This window comes from Paenibacillus maysiensis (assembly GCF_000520815.1).
Classification (GTDB): domain Bacteria; phylum Bacillota; class Bacilli; order Paenibacillales; family Paenibacillaceae; genus Paenibacillus; species Paenibacillus maysiensis.
This window is the reverse complement of the sequence record NZ_ASRY01000179.1, coordinates 1-20,331: the sequence shown is the minus strand read 5'-3', so window position 1 is coordinate 20,331 and position 20,331 is coordinate 1. Positions and strand designations below refer to the sequence as shown.

At 42.7% G+C, this 20,331-nt stretch carries 20 protein-coding genes; all 20 read left to right on the top strand.

Annotated features, from left to right (window positions below):
* Nucleotides 1–316: 316 nt before the first annotated feature.
* Nucleotides 317–5,686, top strand: a complete 5,370-nt coding sequence (locus tag L696_RS0111470) for a phage tail tape measure protein (RefSeq protein ID WP_025683748.1) — start codon at nt 317–319, stop codon at nt 5,684–5,686.
* Nucleotides 5,686–6,240, top strand: coding sequence for a phage tail domain-containing protein (locus L696_RS0111465; RefSeq protein WP_025683747.1), 555 nt, complete (start codon nt 5,686–5,688; stop codon nt 6,238–6,240). Before L696_RS0111470 ends, L696_RS0111465 begins: the two co-directional genes overlap by 1 nt.
* Nucleotides 6,241–6,252: 12 nt before the next feature.
* Nucleotides 6,253–6,663, top strand: coding sequence for a phage tail fiber protein (locus L696_RS0111460; RefSeq protein ID WP_025683746.1), 411 nt, complete (start codon nt 6,253–6,255; stop codon nt 6,661–6,663).
* Nucleotides 6,664–6,672: 9 nt separating this feature from the next.
* The gene (locus tag L696_RS31920) at nt 6,673–7,650 is read left to right on the top strand and encodes a phage tail protein (RefSeq protein WP_025683745.1); all 978 of its coding nucleotides are present in this window, start codon (nt 6,673–6,675) and stop codon (nt 7,648–7,650) included.
* Nucleotides 7,650–8,030 (top strand): XkdW family protein, encoded by a 381-nt coding sequence (locus L696_RS0111450; protein WP_025683744.1) that lies wholly within the window; start codon nt 7,650–7,652, stop codon nt 8,028–8,030. Before L696_RS31920 ends, L696_RS0111450 begins: the two co-directional genes overlap by 1 nt.
* Nucleotides 8,027–8,167 (top strand): XkdX family protein, encoded by a 141-nt coding sequence (locus L696_RS28565; protein WP_049827352.1) that lies wholly within the window; start codon nt 8,027–8,029, stop codon nt 8,165–8,167. The genes L696_RS0111450 and L696_RS28565 overlap by 4 nt, the downstream gene beginning before the upstream one ends.
* Before the next feature lie 33 nt (nt 8,168–8,200).
* On the top strand, nt 8,201–8,836 hold the full coding sequence (locus L696_RS0111440) for a phage distal tail protein (protein ID WP_025683743.1): 636 nt from the start codon (nt 8,201–8,203) through the stop codon (nt 8,834–8,836).
* 8 nt (nt 8,837–8,844) lie between these two features.
* Nucleotides 8,845–10,989: a phage tail protein gene (locus L696_RS0111435; protein WP_025683742.1), complete on the top strand. Its 2,145-nt coding sequence runs from the start codon at nt 8,845–8,847 to the stop codon at nt 10,987–10,989.
* A 64-nt stretch (nt 10,990–11,053) separates the two neighbouring features.
* Entirely contained in the window at nt 11,054–11,617 is a 564-nt protein-coding gene (locus L696_RS0111430; protein ID WP_025683741.1) for a stalk domain-containing protein, read from the top strand.
* A gap of 3 nt (nt 11,618–11,620) precedes the next feature.
* Entirely contained in the window at nt 11,621–12,322 is a 702-nt protein-coding gene (locus L696_RS0111425) for a hypothetical protein (RefSeq protein ID WP_025683740.1), read from the top strand.
* Between the two features lie 1,075 nt (nt 12,323–13,397).
* Nucleotides 13,398–13,601 (top strand): hypothetical protein, encoded by a 204-nt coding sequence (locus tag L696_RS0111415; RefSeq protein ID WP_025683738.1) that lies wholly within the window; start codon nt 13,398–13,400, stop codon nt 13,599–13,601.
* 41 nt (nt 13,602–13,642) lie between these two features.
* Nucleotides 13,643–14,104 carry a phage holin family protein gene (locus L696_RS0111410; RefSeq protein WP_025683737.1) on the top strand — a complete coding sequence of 154 codons (462 nt, stop codon included), beginning with the start codon at nt 13,643–13,645 and terminating at the stop codon, nt 14,102–14,104.
* A gap of 23 nt (nt 14,105–14,127) precedes the next feature.
* Nucleotides 14,128–15,123 carry a GH25 family lysozyme gene (locus L696_RS0111405; protein ID WP_025683736.1) on the top strand — a complete coding sequence of 332 codons (996 nt, stop codon included), beginning with the start codon at nt 14,128–14,130 and terminating at the stop codon, nt 15,121–15,123.
* A gap of 2 nt (nt 15,124–15,125) precedes the next feature.
* Nucleotides 15,126–15,680, top strand: coding sequence for a phage holin, LLH family (locus L696_RS0111400; RefSeq protein WP_025683735.1), 555 nt, complete (start codon nt 15,126–15,128; stop codon nt 15,678–15,680).
* A gap of 161 nt (nt 15,681–15,841) precedes the next feature.
* Nucleotides 15,842–16,012 carry a hypothetical protein gene (locus tag L696_RS30395; protein ID WP_155985373.1) on the top strand — a complete coding sequence of 57 codons (171 nt, stop codon included), beginning with the start codon at nt 15,842–15,844 and terminating at the stop codon, nt 16,010–16,012.
* A 77-nt stretch (nt 16,013–16,089) separates the two neighbouring features.
* A complete protein-coding gene (locus L696_RS0111390) occupies nt 16,090–16,971 on the top strand; it encodes a hypothetical protein (protein WP_049827350.1) in 882 nt (293 codons plus the stop codon).
* A gap of 219 nt (nt 16,972–17,190) precedes the next feature.
* Nucleotides 17,191–17,592, top strand: coding sequence for a hypothetical protein (locus L696_RS0111385; RefSeq protein WP_155985372.1), 402 nt, complete (start codon nt 17,191–17,193; stop codon nt 17,590–17,592).
* 248 nt (nt 17,593–17,840) lie between these two features.
* Nucleotides 17,841–18,695 (top strand): MORN repeat-containing protein, encoded by an 855-nt coding sequence (locus tag L696_RS0111380; protein WP_025683732.1) that lies wholly within the window; start codon nt 17,841–17,843, stop codon nt 18,693–18,695.
* Nucleotides 18,696–18,808: 113 nt separating this feature from the next.
* Entirely contained in the window at nt 18,809–19,042 is a 234-nt protein-coding gene (locus tag L696_RS0111375; RefSeq protein ID WP_025683731.1) for a hypothetical protein, read from the top strand.
* A 147-nt stretch (nt 19,043–19,189) separates the two neighbouring features.
* A partial coding sequence (locus L696_RS0111370) for a Kelch repeat-containing protein (RefSeq protein ID WP_025683730.1) occupies nt 19,190–20,331 on the top strand: 1,142 nt, incomplete at its 3' end.

Genomic DNA, 20,331 nt, shown 5'->3' with positions numbered 1-20,331 from the left:
TGGGAAACGGACTGGATAGAACTTTGGGCTTTATGTGTGAGTAATGGTATTTCTGATTCTGAATGGCCTAACATGACTATTCCGAAGATCAGAGCGCTGATGAAGGTCAAGAATAGGAATCGTGAATTCGAAATTATCCTACATGGCGGAAAAGTCGAGAACAAAAAACCGAAGAAGGTCAAGTCATTGTCTGATCTTGGATTCTTCCATAAATAAAGTAGAGGTCTCCTGCATGATAGCGGAGACCTCTTTTTCTGTATGTACAGAAATAATTACGTTCAGGAAACTTTTCCTGAGCAATTGAGAGGTGAAAATAGTGGCAGACTTAAATAAGGACGTAGTAGGCGCACGAATAAGCTTGGATACGACCAAGATTTTGCCTGCTTTTAAGGTGATCGACAGCGGGGCTAGAGCTAACGCTGAATCGTTCAAAGTGCTGAATGCTGAATTGGGTGCAAGTGAAAAGAATTTTAAGTCTCTCGCCAGTAGCGCAGACAAGTTTGCTCTTTCAGCCGAGGACAGACGGAAGAAGATTCTTGCCGAATCCGAAGCTCTTGTGAAGCAACGCACTGCACAGGCAGAATTAAATACTGCTCGGAAGAATCAACTGGATCAGGCAAATAAGATAACCGACGAGAAGCTTAGAGCACAGCAGGCCATTGTCAAAAAACGCGAAGATGCGATAGAGCAGCAGGAACGGGAACACCTTAAGCGGTTGGAGGCATTGCAAAATAAAGCAGTCTCTACAGGACAGAAGGCTTCTAAATCTGTAGGAGCTGGTTCGGACGAAAAGACGCGTGAACGTGTCTTGATGCAAGAACAGGCTATCCGAATGAAATTGCAACAAATGGCTGATAAGGAAGCGCAGCAGGCGAAGAAAAACGCACAGGATTATGAGAAGTTCTGGCTAAGTGCTCTACGTGCTAGAGAGCAAAAAGAAGCACAAGTGCGGGAGAAGGTGCTTCAGGAGGAGCAGAAGATTCGGCGCTCATTAAGCCAAACCGAGACTCAAATGAAACAAACTTTTAATACAACTCCTAATTGGATGAGTCGCGTTGGAGATATGGCTACACATGCCCTGGTATTTAATACAGCATACGCAGCTATGCATAAAGCACAGGAAGCACTTAAAGAGGGATTAGTCGGTATCGAATCCAATATGGCAGGCTACGTGCAGACGAATGAGCATTACTTCCTTGAGTACAACGAGGGTACTAAGGAAATGGTGATGAACACCGAGAAGCTGCACGACGAGACAACCAAGTTTATCCGGACGGCTCATGATCTTGGTTCTGAAATCATGGACGTTACCGAATCAGCACGTCTGTGGGGCCGGATGTATAAGGATGCAGGCGTTGTTCAGGAGATGGTACGTAAGTCAACAATGCTCAGTACGGTTGACCTTGTATCCTTGGAAGATGCGACTAAATCTATGGAGTCTACCTTTGCTCAATATGGTGTACAGATCAAGGACAGCAATGACGCTATGGTCCTTGGCGGCCGCGTTCTGGATTCCTGGTCAAAGGTTGCCCATGATACGATGGCCCCGGCGCGGGACTTGGGCGCGGCGTTTGAACGCACAGGTAAAATAGCGGCAGAAACTGGCGTTTCGTTTGACTTTATGAACGGGTTGATTTCAGCGGGCGTTCGAAACACCGCTCTTTCAGGCGAAAATTTGGGTAACATGTGGAAAACAGTCTTGGGTACTATTCGGACTGATAAAGCTGTGGGAGAAATTGAACGCTTGGGCGTTGCGACCAAGGAAGTTGTTAATGGCACAGAACAATGGAGAAAAGCAGAAGATATCTTGCTGGACCTATCGACGAAAGTCATTGATAAGAATTATGACCTCACGAAGTCTTATGCCGATATCTCACGCGGTGTATACCAATACGCGAAACTCGCAGCGTCCTTAAATGCTGGAGACATTCTGTTGGGTACAGCAGCATCTATAGGATCTACAGGCTCCACAATGGAGTACCTCAAAGTACAAATGGATACCATTCAGCGTAAAGCAGCTCAGACTAAAGCTTCTTTGCTTGAGATATTTAATAATGCAGGCGACGATGGATTGAGAAGAACAATCAAGGATGTTTTGGATGCAATTGACCAACTACTTATTGGGCTTACAAAAGTTCCTTCCGGCGTGTTTGAGGGTACGGCAGCAATCGGCGGTCTACTACTTGCCTATAAAGCTCTGAGCGGCCCGATCATGAATGTAATTGCTGCTGTGAAAGTGTTAACCACAGCGAAGGCGGCGGAAACCGCTGCTATTGGCGCTAATACGGTAGCTAATAACGTTAATATCGTTTCTTCTCAAGGGGCCACTCTTTCAACTGTACAACGAGTTGCAGCTACCGAAGGGGCTACAGTAGCGCAAGGAGCTTTAACGGTAGCAACCGAGGGAGCTACAGTTGCTACAAAGTCATTGTCTGTCGCTCAAGCCACAGCTACTGTGACAACAGCAGCAGCAACGGCGGGATTGAGCTTACTTGTTGGTGCAATTGCTTTAGTTGCAATGAATAGCGGCAAAGAAGAAAAGGCTGCTCGTGATAGAGTTCAGAGTTTAAAAGATGAAGACTCGGCATCACAGCAAATGGTAAGTCAGTACCAAAGACAGATTGAACTGTTACCTAAACTTGCAAATGCGCATCGATCTCTCGAGCAGTCGCTAAAGCTCAGCACAGGATCGGCAGAAAAGGAAACCCAAGTAAAGAAGCAGCTTGAAGAAGTTTCTAAAGCTTTAGTCATTACTTTAGGGAAAGAAGGGGCGAAACAGCTTGAATCCGCGGGTTATACAGATGAAGCTGTACAGATTCAAGTAAATGCTTTAAATGACCTCATTGATATGCAGAATGAAGCACGAAAAAATGTACTGAAAGATCAGCAATCACAATTATTGGACCAACAAAAACAGAAGATAAATGAGATTACAGAAGCTACTAAAGAACTGGAACGAGTAAAAAAGATCATTGCTAATCCCATCGGGGATTTTTTAGGGACAGGTGAATTCAAGGAAGATGCTGCAAAATTAGAAGAAAAAATCAAATCGTTAGAACAAGAAAACAATAAGCTTACATTGTCTATAACGGAAGTGGGCGTTTCTCTAGGTCAAGCGGCTGTGGAAACTGACCAGTTTGCCGGAAAAGCAGGGACAGCAGCCGAAAGCGCAAAAGCTCAGGAGGAAGCTTTTGCCGACTTGAGAGAGCAGATCCAAGGTAATGGCACTGCTGTGTCAGAAATGAACAACATTCTAAGCGATCTTACAAAAGGGCAGTCGATGAATGCTGCTGCTGCCACAGACCTAATATTAAAATATCCTCAATTAGCAACAGAAATTTATAAAACGTCAGACGGATGGAAGTTTGAGAAAGATGCTATAGAGGTACTTCGCAAGGCGAAAATCCAAAAAGCAATCGATGATCTTAAATCGGAAAAAGCCTCCACATTGAACTCTAAATTAGCAGTTGAGCAAAGGTTGAAGGCTTATGGTATTGAGGCACAAGCAATCAAAAGCCTTGCTGATCTGAAGGCAAAACTTAATGGTACCAAAACAATAAGCGGAGCTTCGTTGCAAAGCACTGACGATTTGAAATATTTCCGTAAAGAATGGCAACAGGCCGGGATTGAACAAGCTGCAAAAGAAAAGGCTGCCGATTCTATTTATAGTGAATACGAAAAAGAAATGCAAAGCTATGATAATAAAATAAAGGCATTGAGTGCTCTTTATAAAGACCCGAAATTTGGTATCAGTGACTCAGGATCGAAAAAGGAGAAGAAAGGCAAGAAGGGAAAGAACGATGCTGAAAAGGCTGCTGAAAAAGCAGCTAAAGAAGCGGCAACCGCGCGGAAGGACAGCTATGATGATCAACTCGACAATATGAAATATATTGCCGAACGTCAGGAATGGTCTATAGACCAACAGGTAGCCGGCTATAAACGTTTGGGACAGCGGCATAAGCAATATCTTACCGAAGACAAGGACGCAATGAAGCAATGGAGTCGAGATGTCCAGAAGTTGAATGACTCCAGGTACCAGGAAGATGTTGAGAAGTTAGAGCGAAGAACCGAACGTATGCGGCAGGCCAATAAACAGGAAATTGAAATGGTTAAAACCAGCCTGGACTTTTACAAAAAGGAGCAAAATAAAAATTATCTACTTCCTGCTAATCGTAGAGAGATTGCTAAACAAATCTATGATTTAACCGTCAAATACAATGAGCTTCGCTATCAAAACAGTGAGAAGTGGATTGATAAAGAGACTTCCAAAATGGAGATGGCAGGGCAAACCCAAATTGCTATCCTCAAAATGGAATATGACGCTTATATGCGTATTAGTAAGGCAAAGGATCGTACCGCCGAACAGAGTTTTGAGTTGCAGCAGAAGATTTACGAGAAACGTAAAGCTCTGGAAGATGAGTTTCTGTCCGACTTCCAAAAACGAATCAATTACCAAAAGAGTATGGAAGCTGTATCTGTTTCCGATCAACTCAATTTATGGACAAAAATGCAGGCTCTTTATAAAGAAGGATCAGAACAGCGGATGGAAATTGATGTACAAGTTCACGATCTTAAAAAGCAGCTTCTTGAAGATCAGAAGAAGGTTGCTGCTGAAGCTGCTAAAAAGGAGAAGGAGGCACTTGAAAAGAGCAGGGATGATGAAGTGAAGCGGATTGAGGCCGAGCGAGATGCTTTTATTGAAGCTCAGGACGCTAAGATTAAGGCTATAGATGACTTGCTTGCTAAAATGCAAACAGCCAACGAGGATGAGGACTATGATCGTGCTATGGCTGAGAAACAAGCTCGTCTTGCCTTGCTTCAATCCGCTGTTGGACCTGAGGGTATCGCTGAGCGCAAACAAACCGAGAAAGACATTGAGGATATGCAACGGGAACATAACCGGACGCTGGCAAAGCGCGGCTTGGAGGATCAAAAGAAAAAGCTTCAAGATGAGAAAACTGAGCGAGAAAAAGATTACAATGACCAGATTGAAGCTGCCAAACAGCATCATGATCAGCTTGCTGAAAAATACGATGAGTATTCAGACGGAGTTGAATCCAAAGCAGAAGATTTAAAAAATACTCAAATCTCAAAAGAAACTGAAAAGAACGCGGAGATTTTGCGTCAGTTGGATCAGTTTATTGCTGACTATCAGATGAAAATGGCTGAAATTAATGCAACCTCGTTGTCTGCTTCTTTGGATACAGGTTCCTCAATCTCTGAAAAAGACAGTGACTTGGCGCGATATAATTCCAATATTGATAAATGGTACTCGGCAGGCACTGCTGAGAAGGGCAAGCTGCACGAAGAAAATGCTGCTCTGCGGAATAAGTATGGCATTAAGAAGGATACAGGCAAGCTTCAAAAATTCCATTCTGGCGGGATCGTTCAGGGGGATCGAGGTGCAGAGGTTCCGGTAATTGCAAAGGCTGGTGAAATGTATCTGAACGATCAACAGCAAAGTAACCTGTTTAACCTCATAAGTTTCAAAATGCCAAGGCTTGATTTCTCTATGCCGAGTTTCTCTATGGCTTCGGGGGATGGGACAAATCCGCAGTATAACAACAATTACTACACAGTAACTTCAGGAGATACTTATATTGAAGACGAATCCGCAGCAAAGGTGTTTTGGACTGAACGAGATAACCTGGTGCGGAGGTTGCAAGCGAGGGGGGGGAAGTCTTAATGATCGACGCTACGGCGGACGGGAAATCCTTTAAATCCATTGGATTAGGGCTTAAAACGCATAATATACCGGTATTGCCACCGACAAAGGATCACAGTCTTGAAATAGCTGAGCGCGACGGAGAACTGGATTTTGGCAGCACCTACGGGGCGCGGGTGGTTAACCTGGAGTGCGTTGTCATGGCGGATGATACTACCCTTGATTACCATAGGAGAGTCGCCCAAGTGGCGGCTCTTTTTAATGCCAAAAAAGGGGATATCGTATTCACGTTTTCCGACCTGCCGGGAAGGAGATACATCGGGCGTTATGCGGGGACATTGGATATAGAAAAGATACTTTGGGATGGGGAGCTGACCATACCAATCAAAATGGGTGAGCATCCGTTTCCCGAATCTGAGGAAAACATCAAAGAGGTCACCATCACCCAGTCGCCGCAGACTGTTTCAGTTACGTCAGTTGGCGACGAAAGGGCAAGTCCCGTTATCGTCCTGACCAACATCGGTAATAACGACATACGGAATTTCCGTATTGCAAACGAATATCAGATTGAATAGGAGGTATTTATATTGGCAGACATACTTTTGAGTAAAAGCAACTGGTGGAAAACGGCCTGCATCAACGCCGCTTTGCGTGGTATTAATTTTGCATCACCGCAGACGCTGTACATTGCCTTGTACACCAGTAGTCCCACGGATGCTGACACAGGGCAGGAGGTGAGCGGCGGAGGCTATGCGCGTCGAGTTGTGACTTTTTCCGAACCCGCTATCGCAGACCGTAGGGCGGTTACATCCAGCACAGCAGACGTATCTTTCCCGATTGCCTCAGCAGATTGGGGGCTGGTAACTCATATCGGCATCCGCACAGCGGCAACCGGGGGCAATCTTGTATATCACGGGGCAGTCAAAACACCGCGCACGGTCCAGACGAATGACACGCTTCGGTTTCTGGCCGGGCAAATAAAAGTAGACGAAGGGTAGGTGTGAAGCGTGGAAAAAATGTATCCACCAGTCGTCAACTCTCCTAAAACAGAGTTGACGGAATTGATTACGGACAAACAAACGGAAATTACTGTTGCTAATGCGTCTGTACTGCTTCAAGGCGAAGGTATTGCCGTTTTGGGCAATGGAGATGCAGCAGAGACGATTACGTATACAAGTGTGGAAGATAACGTGTTGAAAGGCTGTTTACGCGGTTTTGAAGGCGTAGCGAGGGCATGGCCTGTTGGTACACGGGTTGCCCGTAATTTCACCGCTGCCGACTTTCGAGCGGCGCAGGAAAACATTACTGAGATCGACGGCAAGGTAACATCCTTGTCCGCTACGGTGGCAGAGAAGACACAGGATGCTTCTTTAACTAAAAAGGGTGTCACCCAACTCTCCAAGGCTGTTGACGGGACACGGGATACTGTAGCGGCCACAGAGAGTGCAGTAAAGGCCGCGTATGATTTGGTGAAAACGGCTAATAATGCAGCGGCAAACGCGCAATCAACTGCAAATACTGCGAAGGCAACCGCTGATGCCGCATTACCAAAATCGGGAGGACAAATCAACGGAACGTTTTCAGTACGGCATCCGTCGCAACTAAGTCAAACTGCAGGAAGCACGCAGGATATAGCCTATTTTGGTGCTCCTTCATCTAATGAAACGGGATTATTTATCCGTCAAGTGCGGTTCGCTAATGGACAAAATTGGGACACGTCCGCCACGGATATTCGACGTAGAACAGATGCTACGGATCAAGCTGTCCTGAGGTTCCAAGGCGACGATATATATTTTCAAAACGCTGATGCTTCATGGACATCTTTACGCAGTTTGAAGGCAAATAACTTTTCAGGCAATGGAAGTCCCGAAGGAGCGATAACTGCTCCTGTGGGATCACTGTACCGCAGATGGGACGGCGGACCTAGTTCTACGTTGTATGTTAAAGAATCCGGTGCAGGCAACATAGGATGGAGGGCTGTCTAATGATAAAAAAAGTGGTGGTTTTAAACAGTGAAGTCATTAACATCGGTCCCTGGGATGAACAGATTCGGCCTGTTTTGGTTTCGCCCGCCGAATACGACGAAGAGGGCAATATCACGAAAGAGGCTGTATATGATGATCGAGTAATGAACCCGATGCCTGAGGGTGCAGTGATTGAGGAACGAGAAATCGAAACTGCGCCAGACGGCGGTCTGATAGTAAAGAGTTCTGCACAACCAACAACCGCAGAACTGATGGGTCAGGAACTGGCGCGATTGAAGCTTCAAACCATGCGGCAGACCCAATTAATGACCAGCTTGGGCGCGGAGCTGGCAGTTACCCAATTAGAGCTTATGAATCTGAAAGGGGATGAAAGCAAATGAGATTTTGGGAGCTTGCATTTAAACAACGTTGGGTGACAGCAGAACAACTTAAGGGTGCGGTGAAGACGGAGACAAACCGTTTTGGCGAGATAACACCGGAGGAATACAAGACCATAACTGGCTTGGACTTTGCATAAGGAAAATTTTCCTTATCAAGTTAGGAGGGTGTTATGTTTAACGGTGGAGGATTTAATAGTCTTGGTTTTAACAGCGGGGACGGAGCAGAGGGGAACGTAATAGACCTCTCTGTTTCTTTATCTGGCAGCGGACAGATGTATTCGCGGAAGCTGGAGACGGATGGAACTGACGGTGACAATGCTTTTAACCTAATGGCCTTCAATGTCACAGAGCCGGGAACGGTCACTGAATATATATTGGACTTTAATTTAGATATGACAGCAGCGGCTAATCTGTCCGGTGAAGGTAAGGCGCAGGCTGATTTTGTCCGTGAGTATGCCTTGGAAGTTGTACCAATGTCGGGCGAGGGACGTATGACAGATGCAGTATATATCCGCGAAATCTTGGTGCAGGCTGTACCTATGTCCGGCGAGGGTCGCATAACAGCGGAGCTATCCAAATTTCATACGGACTATATCGAATTCACGGATGTGTTTCGACCTGGAGAGGTGATTGTGATTGATTCAGGTAAATTCAAGATCACTCACAATGGGCAAAACGTTTCTCATTTGTACAATGGTGATTTCTTTGACTTAAATCTCGGCAATAACAATCTTACCTGGACAGACCCGGAGACAGGCAGGACGGTGCTGTGTCGTATTACACACCGGGATAAATTCTTATATTGAGGTGACTTATGGCTACTCCAACTATGCAAGTATTTGATAAAAACATGCGACGCGTTGGCACGCTGGTAGACAGCTATGATATTCAGCGGCGGCGACGCATAAATAGCGATTATGAGCTAACCTTCATGGTTCCGATGACCAGTGAAGACTATAGAGAAAAGATAGCAATCAAAGGCCACGTTCGAGATGAGCGTGGTCAATTTTATGTCATTCAGTCGCGGAGCCGGTCACGCGAAGGGCGAAAGCTGACTGCAAATATCTATTGTAATCACATTATGTTCAAGCTCAACGACTACAAGTTTCCGTATGCTTCTTATATCGCTGAAGCTTATGGTATCCATATCAACCAACTCACAGACCTGATTACAGCTGCTACAGGTGGAAGATTTACATTCGTCATACATGACACGTTTGACCTACACGATGTGAAGGACTTCGGGCGCGGGACGTGCTTGGAAGCTCTCAATAAGATCATTCAGATGTACGAGTGTGAAGTCGAGCCGGATAACTTTGTAATCAACCTTAGAAAAAAGATTGGGACTGATAGCGGGCTTCAATACAGACTCAAGAAGAACATAGTATCCAGTTCCTTCAAAGACAAAGGCGAGTCTCTAGTGACGCGCATGTTCGCTCAAATGAAGGATGGACGGACGTTTATTGGCATGGATGCGTCCAAGCTGACCGACGAGGAGCTGAGCTTGCTATCCGGTGTACCGGGAACGATTGTAAACGGAAAGCTGGCGGTGAATTACTTAATATCGCCATACGCTCAATATTGGGCCAGTGAGTCGGTACCGTTCTACGATGGGGAGATTATTGAACAGGATATAGAAGAACCGGAGGACTTGCTAAAGGCCACGCGCAAGGCGCTTGCTGAACAGGAGAATGTAACGCTGGAGGTAACCGTATCAACAGCAGACCTGTTTAAAATCGACAACTCAGAACCGAAGCCGCATTTGGGGGATGCTGTAATGTGTATTGATCCGGCGATGGACATGAACAAACTCAAGGCCCGGATTACCGAGTTGACTGAGTATCCATATAGCCGTGACAAACACAGTGAGCCTACAATATCTAATGTCAACTTACGGGACTATGCAGATATCATTTCTGACCTGGAGCGGAACAAGAATATTATCAATAATCTGTTTTCCAATGGTAAGATCCGAACGGAAGTGTTTGAATCCTTTGCAAAGCAGGCCGTGATCGACATTGATAATTCTAAAACAGAAATCAAGTACGATCAGCGCGGTATCGTCTTGCAGGATCAAACCAACTCATTGAACCAGGTCATTATGACTTCGAACGGTGTTGTTCTGACAACGGACGGAGGTAAAACAGCAAGAACAGCAATCACAGCACGCGGCGTTGTGGCGGAACAGATCGTCGGGCAACTCGGTAACTTTGTATCCTTAGTAATTGGTAGTGGTAATAATGTTACCAAAATAAATACGAACGGAATCAGTGCCGGAAACGACGACTATACTATTGCTCCTTTTAGAGTGGATATGCAGGGTAATGTAGTTGCCAGGTCAATCAAGCTTACAGGCCAAATTGATAACTCAGAAATGAATGCTTCAGATATACGGGCAAGCACTGTGAATGCAAGTACAATACGAGGTAGTAAATTAATCGGTAATGAGATCGAAGGCGGTATTATTACAGGAGCCTTGTTCCGTACAGCCAAGGAAGGCCGCAGGATTGAAATCAACTCTACCGGATTAACAGCCTATAACTCATCTGGCGGGGAAGCTATTTCCTTGGGGCAATCAGGAGACGGAGGCGCTTTGCTGTTTATGGACAATGGTTCACCAAGAGGAGCAATTTTTGGCGATTCAGAAGGCTTTCACTTAGGAAATATGGCGGGAGTATATATTCAATCTACGGATGATATGGTCTATTTCAAAGGAGAAATTAATTTCGCTGATGCGGTAGTAAACGGACTAGGGATAGATAAAATCACGCTTTTAAAACAAACTATCAGTAATTTGCAGAATGATATTTCAGAGATTCGCGGTGATCTGTTTAACGGTTTAATCACTAATGCTTCATTTGATCCGAGTTCCAGAAATCTGAAATTATTCAGTAGGGGTAAAACCGTGGCTACAGTTAATATTCCTGCTGGTGGAACCTCTAGCAGTTCGACAACATAATGTTTACTGCACCTTCTACTGATGGTAATATTAGGACATATATACTATGTAGGAGGTACAGTTAATGAAAAAATGGTCTTATTTACTTAGTGGTGTCTTGATCGGAGCAGTTGTTGCTACGGCTGGTAGCGCATTTGCTGACCAAATCAAATCTTTGGTCGGAGAGAAGGTAGCAGGAGAGTACGCGGTAAAAGTCAACGGAAACTCGTTAGCGGAAAATGCTATCGTGGTAGATGGGAAGGCACACGTACCTCTCCGCGCCGTTTCCGACTCTTTGGGAGTGAACTTAAAAGTGGATGGGAAAACAATTCAGATTACTAATGGATCTACCGATACCAAATCTGTAAATACAGCTTCAACGGGGAAATATGAAGGATGGCCTAAAGAAAAGCTGAATGGGCGAAAGGCGGAACTTGAAAGATATTTATCCGATACCGAAAAAGATCGTGATAAAGCTGTTTCTGACCTTGAGAAGATATCGAATATGAATACCACCGTGTCTGATGATATTTTAGCAATCAGAAATGAAACCAAGATAAACACAGAGATTGGTATACAAGAAGCTGAGGCAAACATAGAGAAATACAAAGCCGAATTAGCAGAAATCAACGCTGCACTCACAAAGTAGTTCATGGACAGAAAGATAAAACGGGCGTGGATTATTTTAACGGTTGTTGTCGGAATCTTTATAGCAGCATGCGTTTCAGCTTCTCTATCTGAGGACACAGGGAAAGGCGAAGCACCTGTTCTAGGTTCAAAAAATCATTGGTACTACGACTTCACAGATGAGGAAATTCAATCGGCTATAACTCAAGGCGCACAGAGTGATCATAGCGACATGTTTCATGAAGAATATCGTCATTTGATTAAAGTGTCGGACAACCAACTGATTGAGATGAAGAAAAATCCACCTTTAGTATACTTCTACACACCGACATTCCAAATCATAAAAAGGTCATATGAAGATTCTCAAAAGATGATTACACCTACTGTAGAAGATATAAGGAATGCTACTAATACCATTGATAATTTCTTATACTTTTCTATAGAAGCTGGCACGAACGACCCTGCTATAGCTAGGAAATTTCATGCGGTATTAAGGCAAGGTGATGTAACAATTCAACCAATAGGCGGAAGTTTGACTCACTTGTACGATCCTCCTGTAAAAGTTTTTTCTCCAGGAGAAGGCCAACCTAAATACACTAAATATGTGGGCGCTGGTTTTATGATTGATGATAAGATCGACCTTAAAGAGCCATTATATCTAACATTCATTTATTCAGATAAGAATGATACTGCAACATACGAAATAATCCCTTCACAACAAAGATGAAGAGGATTGAAGACTTAATTAGAAGAAATAAATAAGGCTATAGCTTCACTTAAATAAAATCCGTAGTGTCACGGCATTGTACGTAAAATAAAATAGAGATATAGAAAAACCTCTCCAAGCATAGGAGAGGTTTTTACTCTTTTATAAAGGTGGAGAACAGAGTATGGTTACATTTTACACAGTAATGACGATATTCTCATTCGGTTTTGGAAGCGGATTGCTGTATGCGTATTTGAAAGTGCGAAAGTTGTTCAAAAGAACGGGGTGGAGAAAGTGAAAAGAGATATTGGAATGATCATCGCAATATTGGCTTCTGCAACTTCAATATTATCTCTCGTAGAATTTCATTTTATTGGATTCCTTTTGCTAGTATCCTTGTCACTGTCGATTTATTCTCATGTCGAATTCAACGATGAGGTCGATATTTTAGGTCATACAATAGACCGTATGAGAGAAGATCTTAATTATTTGTAATTCTCACTTTACGCTTTATCTTACCATGTGTTGTCTGGATTTCGACATTCAATGATTTTTGGTCAAGTGGAATAATTAAATTTTTGAATTCTATAATAGCACCAGGTGTCACTATAATTCCGACTTCATGAAAATTATCGATCCGTTCAGCGCTGCTATAACCGTGGAACTCAAATGAAGAGTTATGTGAAATGCTTTTTATTGTAGTCGCTCTTAGAGACTTATTGTACAGCGTTAACTCAATTGAAAAGCAGTTTTCTGATTCTTCATTAATTGGATTATCGTTCTCATCAAATATTGTAATGGGAAATTTGAATGGTGAAATATTGGAGGTGATCTTTAAAGGTCTGTGGTCTTGATAAAATCTCCATACAGTAAAAATGAATGCGATTATACCCATGACGGAAGATATGTAAAAGTAAATTTCTTTGAAAATGATAAACACCTCTCACTTTTTGTTAAAACTTGATATTCGACACTTTTGTCGAATTTTCCTCTTAAATATCCGTAGTGATTAAGCAACAAACACCAAATACAATACAAGTATGAAAGCCTCTGATAACTCAGGGGCTTATTTTCGTTTGGGGAGGTGATGAAACCCGTGGCAAAGATAAAATCTACATTGGATATTCAATTGGATTTAACCAGACCGGTTGAAGAATTAACTGAGGTTATTTCTGCTGTAATTGCTTCACAGCCAGCACGCCGGAAAGAAATACTTATTGGTTTGGATATAGCGGTAGAAAATGCAATAGCCGAGATAGAGTCACAAGAACAAAGTGTGCAAGAAACACACTATGAATAGGTCAGGAAAAGTTTCCTGAACAGAGAGACGGGGGAAGGGTTATGCATGAGAAAGTCGATCAGGCAATTAAAAGCTTATCCGCAGGGGCCATGATCGGTTATTTTTTTGGGGGGTGGACAACGATGTTGACGCTATTATGGTGGATAGTCGTTCTCGACTTCTGTACCGGCTGGGCGGCAGCTTGGATTAACGGAGAATTGAAGAGTAGGAAAGGGTATTACGGAATTGCCCGTAAGGTGGCCATTTTCTTGTTGGTAACAGTAGCACACTTGATTGATCGTATTTTGGGGGATGCGCATTACTTCCGAGATGCGGTCATTTTCTTTTATTTGGCGAATGAACTGCTCTCGGTTATTGAAAATGTCGGCAGAATGGGAGTGCCAATGCCAGACGTACTCAGGAATGCGGTCAAAATTTTCGAATCCCGGTCACAAGCACCAATCAATCCTAATTTGTCAGCTAAAGAACAGAAAGAAGACGATGATCAAAAGCCTGCTGTATAAAACAATATTGAGGAGTGATTATTTTGCAATCACGTAAGAAGGGGAATGCCCAAGGGATAGATGTATCTCACCACAACGGCAATATTGATTTTAAAAAGGTAGCCGCCGATGGTATATCGTTTGTCTTTATAAAAGCTACACAAGGCAAGTCATTTCGATCATCGAAGTTTCTACAATTTGTTAAGGACGCAAAGGCTGCTGGTCTGCTGATCGGAGCGTACCATTACGTAGACGATTCTGCTATATCACCGGAGGCTGCACACCTGGAAGCGGCAAATTTTTTCAAAGCCATTCAAGCGGCAGGAGGGATCGAGGTATTCGATTTGCCGCCAGTGATGGATTATGAGTCCAACAAGTCCGGCTTGAGCAAAGCGGCGCTTACAGCCGTAGCTAAGGCGTTTTTACAGGAGGTTGAGCGGCTTACTGGAGTACGACCAATCGTGTACACGTATCCTTCATTTATCGGCAATTTTTCCGGGCTGTCCGATTACCCGTTGTGGATTGCCCGGTACAGTGCGACACAGGTTCCGCCTGGCGCATCTGGATGGTCACGCTGGGACTTTTGGCAGTATAGCGATGGTTCGGCTGGTGGCACGCTGCCGTCCGGTATACGTAAGGTGAATGGCATAGCGGGTTCTGTTGATCTAAATGAATTTGACGGTACGGTGGGCGAGCTTCGGGCACGGTTCAGCGAGAAGCCTACCGTATCCAAAGAACAGGCTTCGACTATTAAGGATGGATCATTCCAGATTAACGGAGAGAATGTGGGTAAAGCCCTGCTGTTTGATGGAAAGACTCACGTTCCGTTGCGCGTGCTGGCTGATGCTCTTGGCATCCCTTTACGTTGGGACAATGCCAAAAAGGTAGCATTTCTGAATAATCGTAAATTGCAATCTGTGCAGCTTGTGGAAGGTATCGCTTATGTACAACTTCGCCCAATAGCGGAATCTTATGGTGCCGAGGTTTCATGGGACTCTAAAAATAGAATTGCTGTTCTGAAAACGAAAGGGGAAAAGTAATCATGCAAACAATTATTGAAACTGTACAACCATATGTAAGCACCATTGCAACGGCCGTTGTAGGTGTACTCACAACTGTTATTCTCGCTGGACTGAACACAGTCAAGGTCAAAGCAAACACATGGCTTGAGGCGCGTACTACGGCTGCACAAAGGGAAGTCATTCACAAGATAGCAGGAGAGGGTTTTGCCTTTGCTCAAACAGCTTTCAAGCAGGCTGACGGTGAACGAAAGCTTCAGGAGGCTTTGCAGTATGCTACACTGCGACTTGCCGAACAAGGCATTACAGTGTCAGTTGTAGAGCTTCAAGCAACCATTGAGAAGGCATATTTGGAGTATAAGGCCAGAACAAAAGCGGTACTCGCTACTGAAGCACAGCCAAACGAGGAGGCAGCACAGGCCGCAGCTAAGGAGGCTGTCTCTTCTTTAGCTGCACAAGTCACGGCTATTCTTTCTCAAGCTACTGGAGCTGATACCGTGGCAAGCGTGGCACCTGAAACGCTGCAAGATACGGCTCCAGCACCACAGGCGAATGTAACAGGAGTAACAGTAGAATAAACGGATGGAGTATACCCCTGCCAGTAGACCTAGCAGGGGATATATTTGTTATAGAGTGGAATAATTGTGTTTAAGTATAAATAAATATCAAGATTAAGAAGGAGTTGAACAAGCCAATGGAGAATAAGTCCTATAAATCCAGAATAGGAGGAGATTTAGGGATGGCAGTAAATGATAAGATTGAGATAATTTCCAATAGTATTCCTGAAATTTATGGAGCGGTAGGTAGAATTTTGGAGATATCGGAAACAGATACTGGTACAGATATCCGGGTTGAAACCGATAATGGCTTGGACATCTGGATCGACGCAGAAGATGCCGTTATCTACTAGAAAAGATAAAATGTGACAAAAGATGCACGTTATGATAGTATAGGCCTATCTGCTATTGAAAGGAGATAGGCCTATTTATGCATATGGACTTCAGAGTGTATCAGATCATTTATGCAGGTGACCTAGTATCTAAAGGTCATGAACTCTTCCAGTATCTTCGGGAATTAGCTAAAATACCCGGAGAGCAAGGGTTTGAATATTGCATAACAAGCGAGGTTGATTATCAAGGAAATATCATCGGTGGATGTTTAAGTGAAGAACATTCACCAGACATCAACTCAGTGGACGACAACAAAAATGTTTTTGTGCCAGATGTCGCGCCTTATCTTAACACCTATTTTGCTTTGGATCTGCAAGAGCAGCGACTGTTGGTACAACACAGGGATTATCCTGCTACTAACCTAAGTAGACAACAAGCAATGTCGCGCCTAGGAACTATTATAAATGGTGGGTTTCAGCACATTTACGGTTCTGAGTTTAACTATGTTACAACAAATCGAGAAATTAGTGAGGAAGAATTTATTGAGGTGTTCCATGAAAATCGGATTACTTCATTACGAGTTAAGATTTTACCTCAAGGTAGATTACTCAGCCCATCTGTCCATATTTTTAATGAGTCAAACGTTAATGAAAATTGGATAGAAGGTTGGAACTCTGATACAAGTCAGACACACGAAGTGTTGTTAAAAGCCCCTGGAAGAGGTGGGGAAGGCGATCTACGTAACTCGCCAATCGCAATCAGCCTTATCAATTTACCAACCAAAGAGATTCTCGAATTAAATTATTGGAGTGAAGAGGATGGGGCGGAAACAATGTCGCGAACGGATTTGAAAAAATTAAGAGTTCAAGGTATTGATAAAAGAACCCAGCCAATAACCGGGATAGATCGTCTCCTGATTGATCTTATCAATCGCAGAGATGAGTTAAGAAGATTTATCGCTATTCAAAGGCTAGAATAGTAGCATTGAAAAAAAGTGTAAACATCGAAAAAAACATTAACCAATAAACGTATTTACAGAATCAACCAAAGCTATTATACTGATAACAACACATACGGAAGCACCGTTGTGCAATCCGAAAGCATCGGTGACACCCTACTGGCTAAGCTGGTGGGGTGTTTTCAAGTGTGTGAAAGCAATATTGTATGTATAATATTAACATGCGTAAGGGTGATTGTATTGAGTATTAGAAGAGAAGTAGCGGAGGGTATTAGAGATTACAAAACTGCGGGTTTAGCAGAAATATTTGTTCTATGCGAAATCCTGATGGTGTCTGTAGTCGCTGGTAGATGGGCTAATAGAACTTGGTGGCCAGAGGGAGAATGGTGGGTTGGTGCTTGGGTTTTTATCGTGTGCCTACTTCTTCTTTTTGTTCCTGTAACATGTCTAATTATGACTGTTGTATTTGGTCTAGCTTGTGGTGTAGCGGGCTGGATGATAGGTGACTATTTATTTGAGAATTTAGGTGCTTCTGTTGTGATTGCAATCATATCTGGAGTATTAGGGCTAATGATAAATATTGTAGGCTGTCCTAGATTTACTTCAAAGCGTTTAGCCCAAGAGTTTATTGATAAACTTTAAAATATTTAGAGGGAGCGAAATTTATTCTATAGAATGACCATAAAGTATAGGTGATACTCTACTGGCCACGCTGGTTGGGTGTTTTTTTACGTTTAGGGGGAGGAATACATATGTTTAGATGGATTACCATGTCGATTACAGTCACATTTTATAATTGCCGATTTGATGTTTGCTAATATATACTAAACGAGACCTATTGATAAATGGATCTAAAGACCTAACATGAAAGCTTAAGGAGATGGGCAGAAATGAGGAAGAAAGTCTATATCAATTTTTTAGTGGTAATTTTTATTACAATGATTTGTTCTAGTGTATCCACAGTGAATGCAGCAACAGTCAAGACTTCGATAAAATATGGAGGGGGAAATTATTATGGAGAAATAAAAAATGGAAAACCTAACGGAAAAGGGACAATGCATTGGGGAAAGAACAAAAGCTACTCTGGCGATTGGGTTAATGGAAAGAGGTCAGGCCAAGGTAAATACATAAATAAAAACTTATTACCTTCAGAAAGTGATTATGATAGCTATGGTGCAAGTTATATAGAAGAAGTAACCACATATAATGGCCAATGGAAAAACGATAAACAAAATGGTGAGGGAGTTTTGACTTTTAAAGATAGTTATAGAAGAAATGAAAGTACGAGTAGAGTTGAAAAGGGGACATTTAGAAATAATGATTTAGTTAAAGGATATAGTAGAGAACAGTATGGGTTAAATATGACATCATACGGATACACAAATACCAATAAAAGCTTATCCATAAGTACGGACAGAGCTATTGACTCTGACGAAACATTCAGACAGGGTATAGATCTGGCGAGTATTAAAACACTTGTGTATACAACAAAAGATCAGAAAGGAAATGAAAGAGCTAAAACTTATAATGTTATTATTTCGAATTATGTAAATGAAGGTGATTACCATGGTTACTCATATAATATAGAAGGAACAGAGACTGTAAATGGAAAAGAGATAAATGATTTTGCGACAGATGGTGAGATTTCCAACATAAACATTACAAATGAGATGTATAAACTAATTAAACCATTTGCAAACGGTTATGATGCAGTCGATTCATTAGCTAAGTCCTTATATAATTAATTTGTTAATTGGCATACATCAAAACAAAAAACTCGCTAACCACTAGTTGGCGTTTTTTTGTTTTGAAGGAACTATCACACAATTCACTGAATATCTATCATGAGGTGATCAACATTAACCATACATATAAAGTGTTAAAGTCGGATATAGAACTGTTTGCGGCTGCATTAAGCCAGGCAAGAGTATATGTGGTTCAGCCGTTGGACGAGGGTTTGATAGATATTGTGGATTACGGTGGAGCAGTGGAGAATATTACACCGGAGTCGGTTAAGATTAACGGAACCTTTTTCATGCGGAATCAGTTTGAATTTAGAGTAGATGTAAAGAAGGACTCCACTGGTATGTAGCCAGAAAGGAGTCCTTTTTCCTACCCAATAAAAAATAAATATGCAAATATATAGATTATTTTTATAGATCAGCAAGTTTATGTTTAGACTCTTTAGATGGATTCAAGTAATCTTATGCCTACAAAAGCACAAAGGGGAGAAATTGTTTTGAAAAGAATCTTTATATTTTTTATTATTTGCATGGCTTTTTTCTCGACAGGAACACAAATATTCGCTGATCAAAATGTTTGGACAAGCGACACAAATTTAACAAAAAAGATCGACAGGGTAAGCCTTGTAACCGTTAATGGAAAGATATATTCAATTGGGGGACATGATCCAAATAAATTTTATGACACAATTGATGTTTATGATCCTGAAACTAAAACATGGACGCAAAAAGGAAAACTCCCAACACCAAGAGGAACGGTAAGCGCTGCTGTATATGATGGGAAAATATTTATTACAGGAGGAGAGCCTATTAATGACAAACTGGATATCTACGACCCCCTAACAAATGAGTGGAAGAAGGGTAAATCACTTCCCAAGGTTGTAGCTGGTCACGCCTCTCAATTTGTAAATGGAAAGCTTCTTGTAATAGGTGGATTCAATATTTATAACAATGCATCCGCAGATGTTTACGAGTATGATCCAATTACCGATAGCTGGACTACAAAAGCTAGCTTATCCACTCCTCGTAGATATATCACATCTGCTTTAGTTAATGGAAAGGTATATGCAATAGGTGGTTACGATGAATCAAAAGGCTTGCTTTCTTCTATAGAAGAATATGATCCTCAAGCCAATACTTGGACAACAAAGTCACCGATGTCCACCAAACGTATGGGGCTGACAGCTGCAGTGTTAAACAATGAAATATATGTTATTGGAGGTAATACCGCTACTGAAAAGGTAAGCGGGCCAGCAACAGATGAAGTTGAAAAATATAACCCCAGGACAGATACATGGTCTAAAGTACCTAGCATACTAACTGCAAGGGGGCTTTTATCGGCAGTGAGCTTGAATAATACAATATATGTAGCAGGCGGATCTAATAAATCCGTATACTTTTCAGACTTTGAGAAATATGCGCCTGGCGATAATGGAACCTCTCCAAGCCAACCGGGAGATCCAGGAACCTCTCAACCCAATAACCCGGTGGGAGATCGTGCTATTCTGGTAGTCACCATGACAACTGGCTTAGAGAAGGAATTCGATCTGAGCATGAAAGAGATCAACGACTTTATTGCATGGTACGAAAGCAAGCAGGCTGGTTCTGGATCGGCTTCATATGCAATCAACAAGCACGA

What these genes read in the sequence shown, in the direction of transcription:
- L696_RS0111465 (WP_025683747.1), top strand. Translation starts at nt 5,686, where the DNA reads ATGATCGACGCTACGGCGGACGGGAAATCCTTTAAATCCATTGGATTA.
- L696_RS0111410 (WP_025683737.1), top strand. Translation starts at nt 13,643, where the DNA reads ATGCATGAGAAAGTCGATCAGGCAATTAAAAGCTTATCCGCAGGGGCC.
- L696_RS28565 (WP_049827352.1), top strand. Translation starts at nt 8,027, where the DNA reads ATGAGATTTTGGGAGCTTGCATTTAAACAACGTTGGGTGACAGCAGAA.
- L696_RS0111400 (WP_025683735.1), top strand. Translation starts at nt 15,126, where the DNA reads ATGCAAACAATTATTGAAACTGTACAACCATATGTAAGCACCATTGCA.
- L696_RS0111380 (WP_025683732.1), top strand. Translation starts at nt 17,841, where the DNA reads ATGAGGAAGAAAGTCTATATCAATTTTTTAGTGGTAATTTTTATTACA.
- L696_RS0111390 (WP_049827350.1), top strand. Translation starts at nt 16,090, where the DNA reads ATGCATATGGACTTCAGAGTGTATCAGATCATTTATGCAGGTGACCTA.
- L696_RS0111435 (WP_025683742.1), top strand. Translation starts at nt 8,845, where the DNA reads ATGGCTACTCCAACTATGCAAGTATTTGATAAAAACATGCGACGCGTT.
- L696_RS0111440 (WP_025683743.1), top strand. Translation starts at nt 8,201, where the DNA reads ATGTTTAACGGTGGAGGATTTAATAGTCTTGGTTTTAACAGCGGGGAC.
- L696_RS0111425 (WP_025683740.1), top strand. Translation starts at nt 11,621, where the DNA reads ATGGACAGAAAGATAAAACGGGCGTGGATTATTTTAACGGTTGTTGTC.
- L696_RS30395 (WP_155985373.1), top strand. Translation starts at nt 15,842, where the DNA reads ATGGCAGTAAATGATAAGATTGAGATAATTTCCAATAGTATTCCTGAA.
- L696_RS0111450 (WP_025683744.1), top strand. Translation starts at nt 7,650, where the DNA reads ATGATAAAAAAAGTGGTGGTTTTAAACAGTGAAGTCATTAACATCGGT.
- L696_RS0111430 (WP_025683741.1), top strand. Translation starts at nt 11,054, where the DNA reads ATGAAAAAATGGTCTTATTTACTTAGTGGTGTCTTGATCGGAGCAGTT.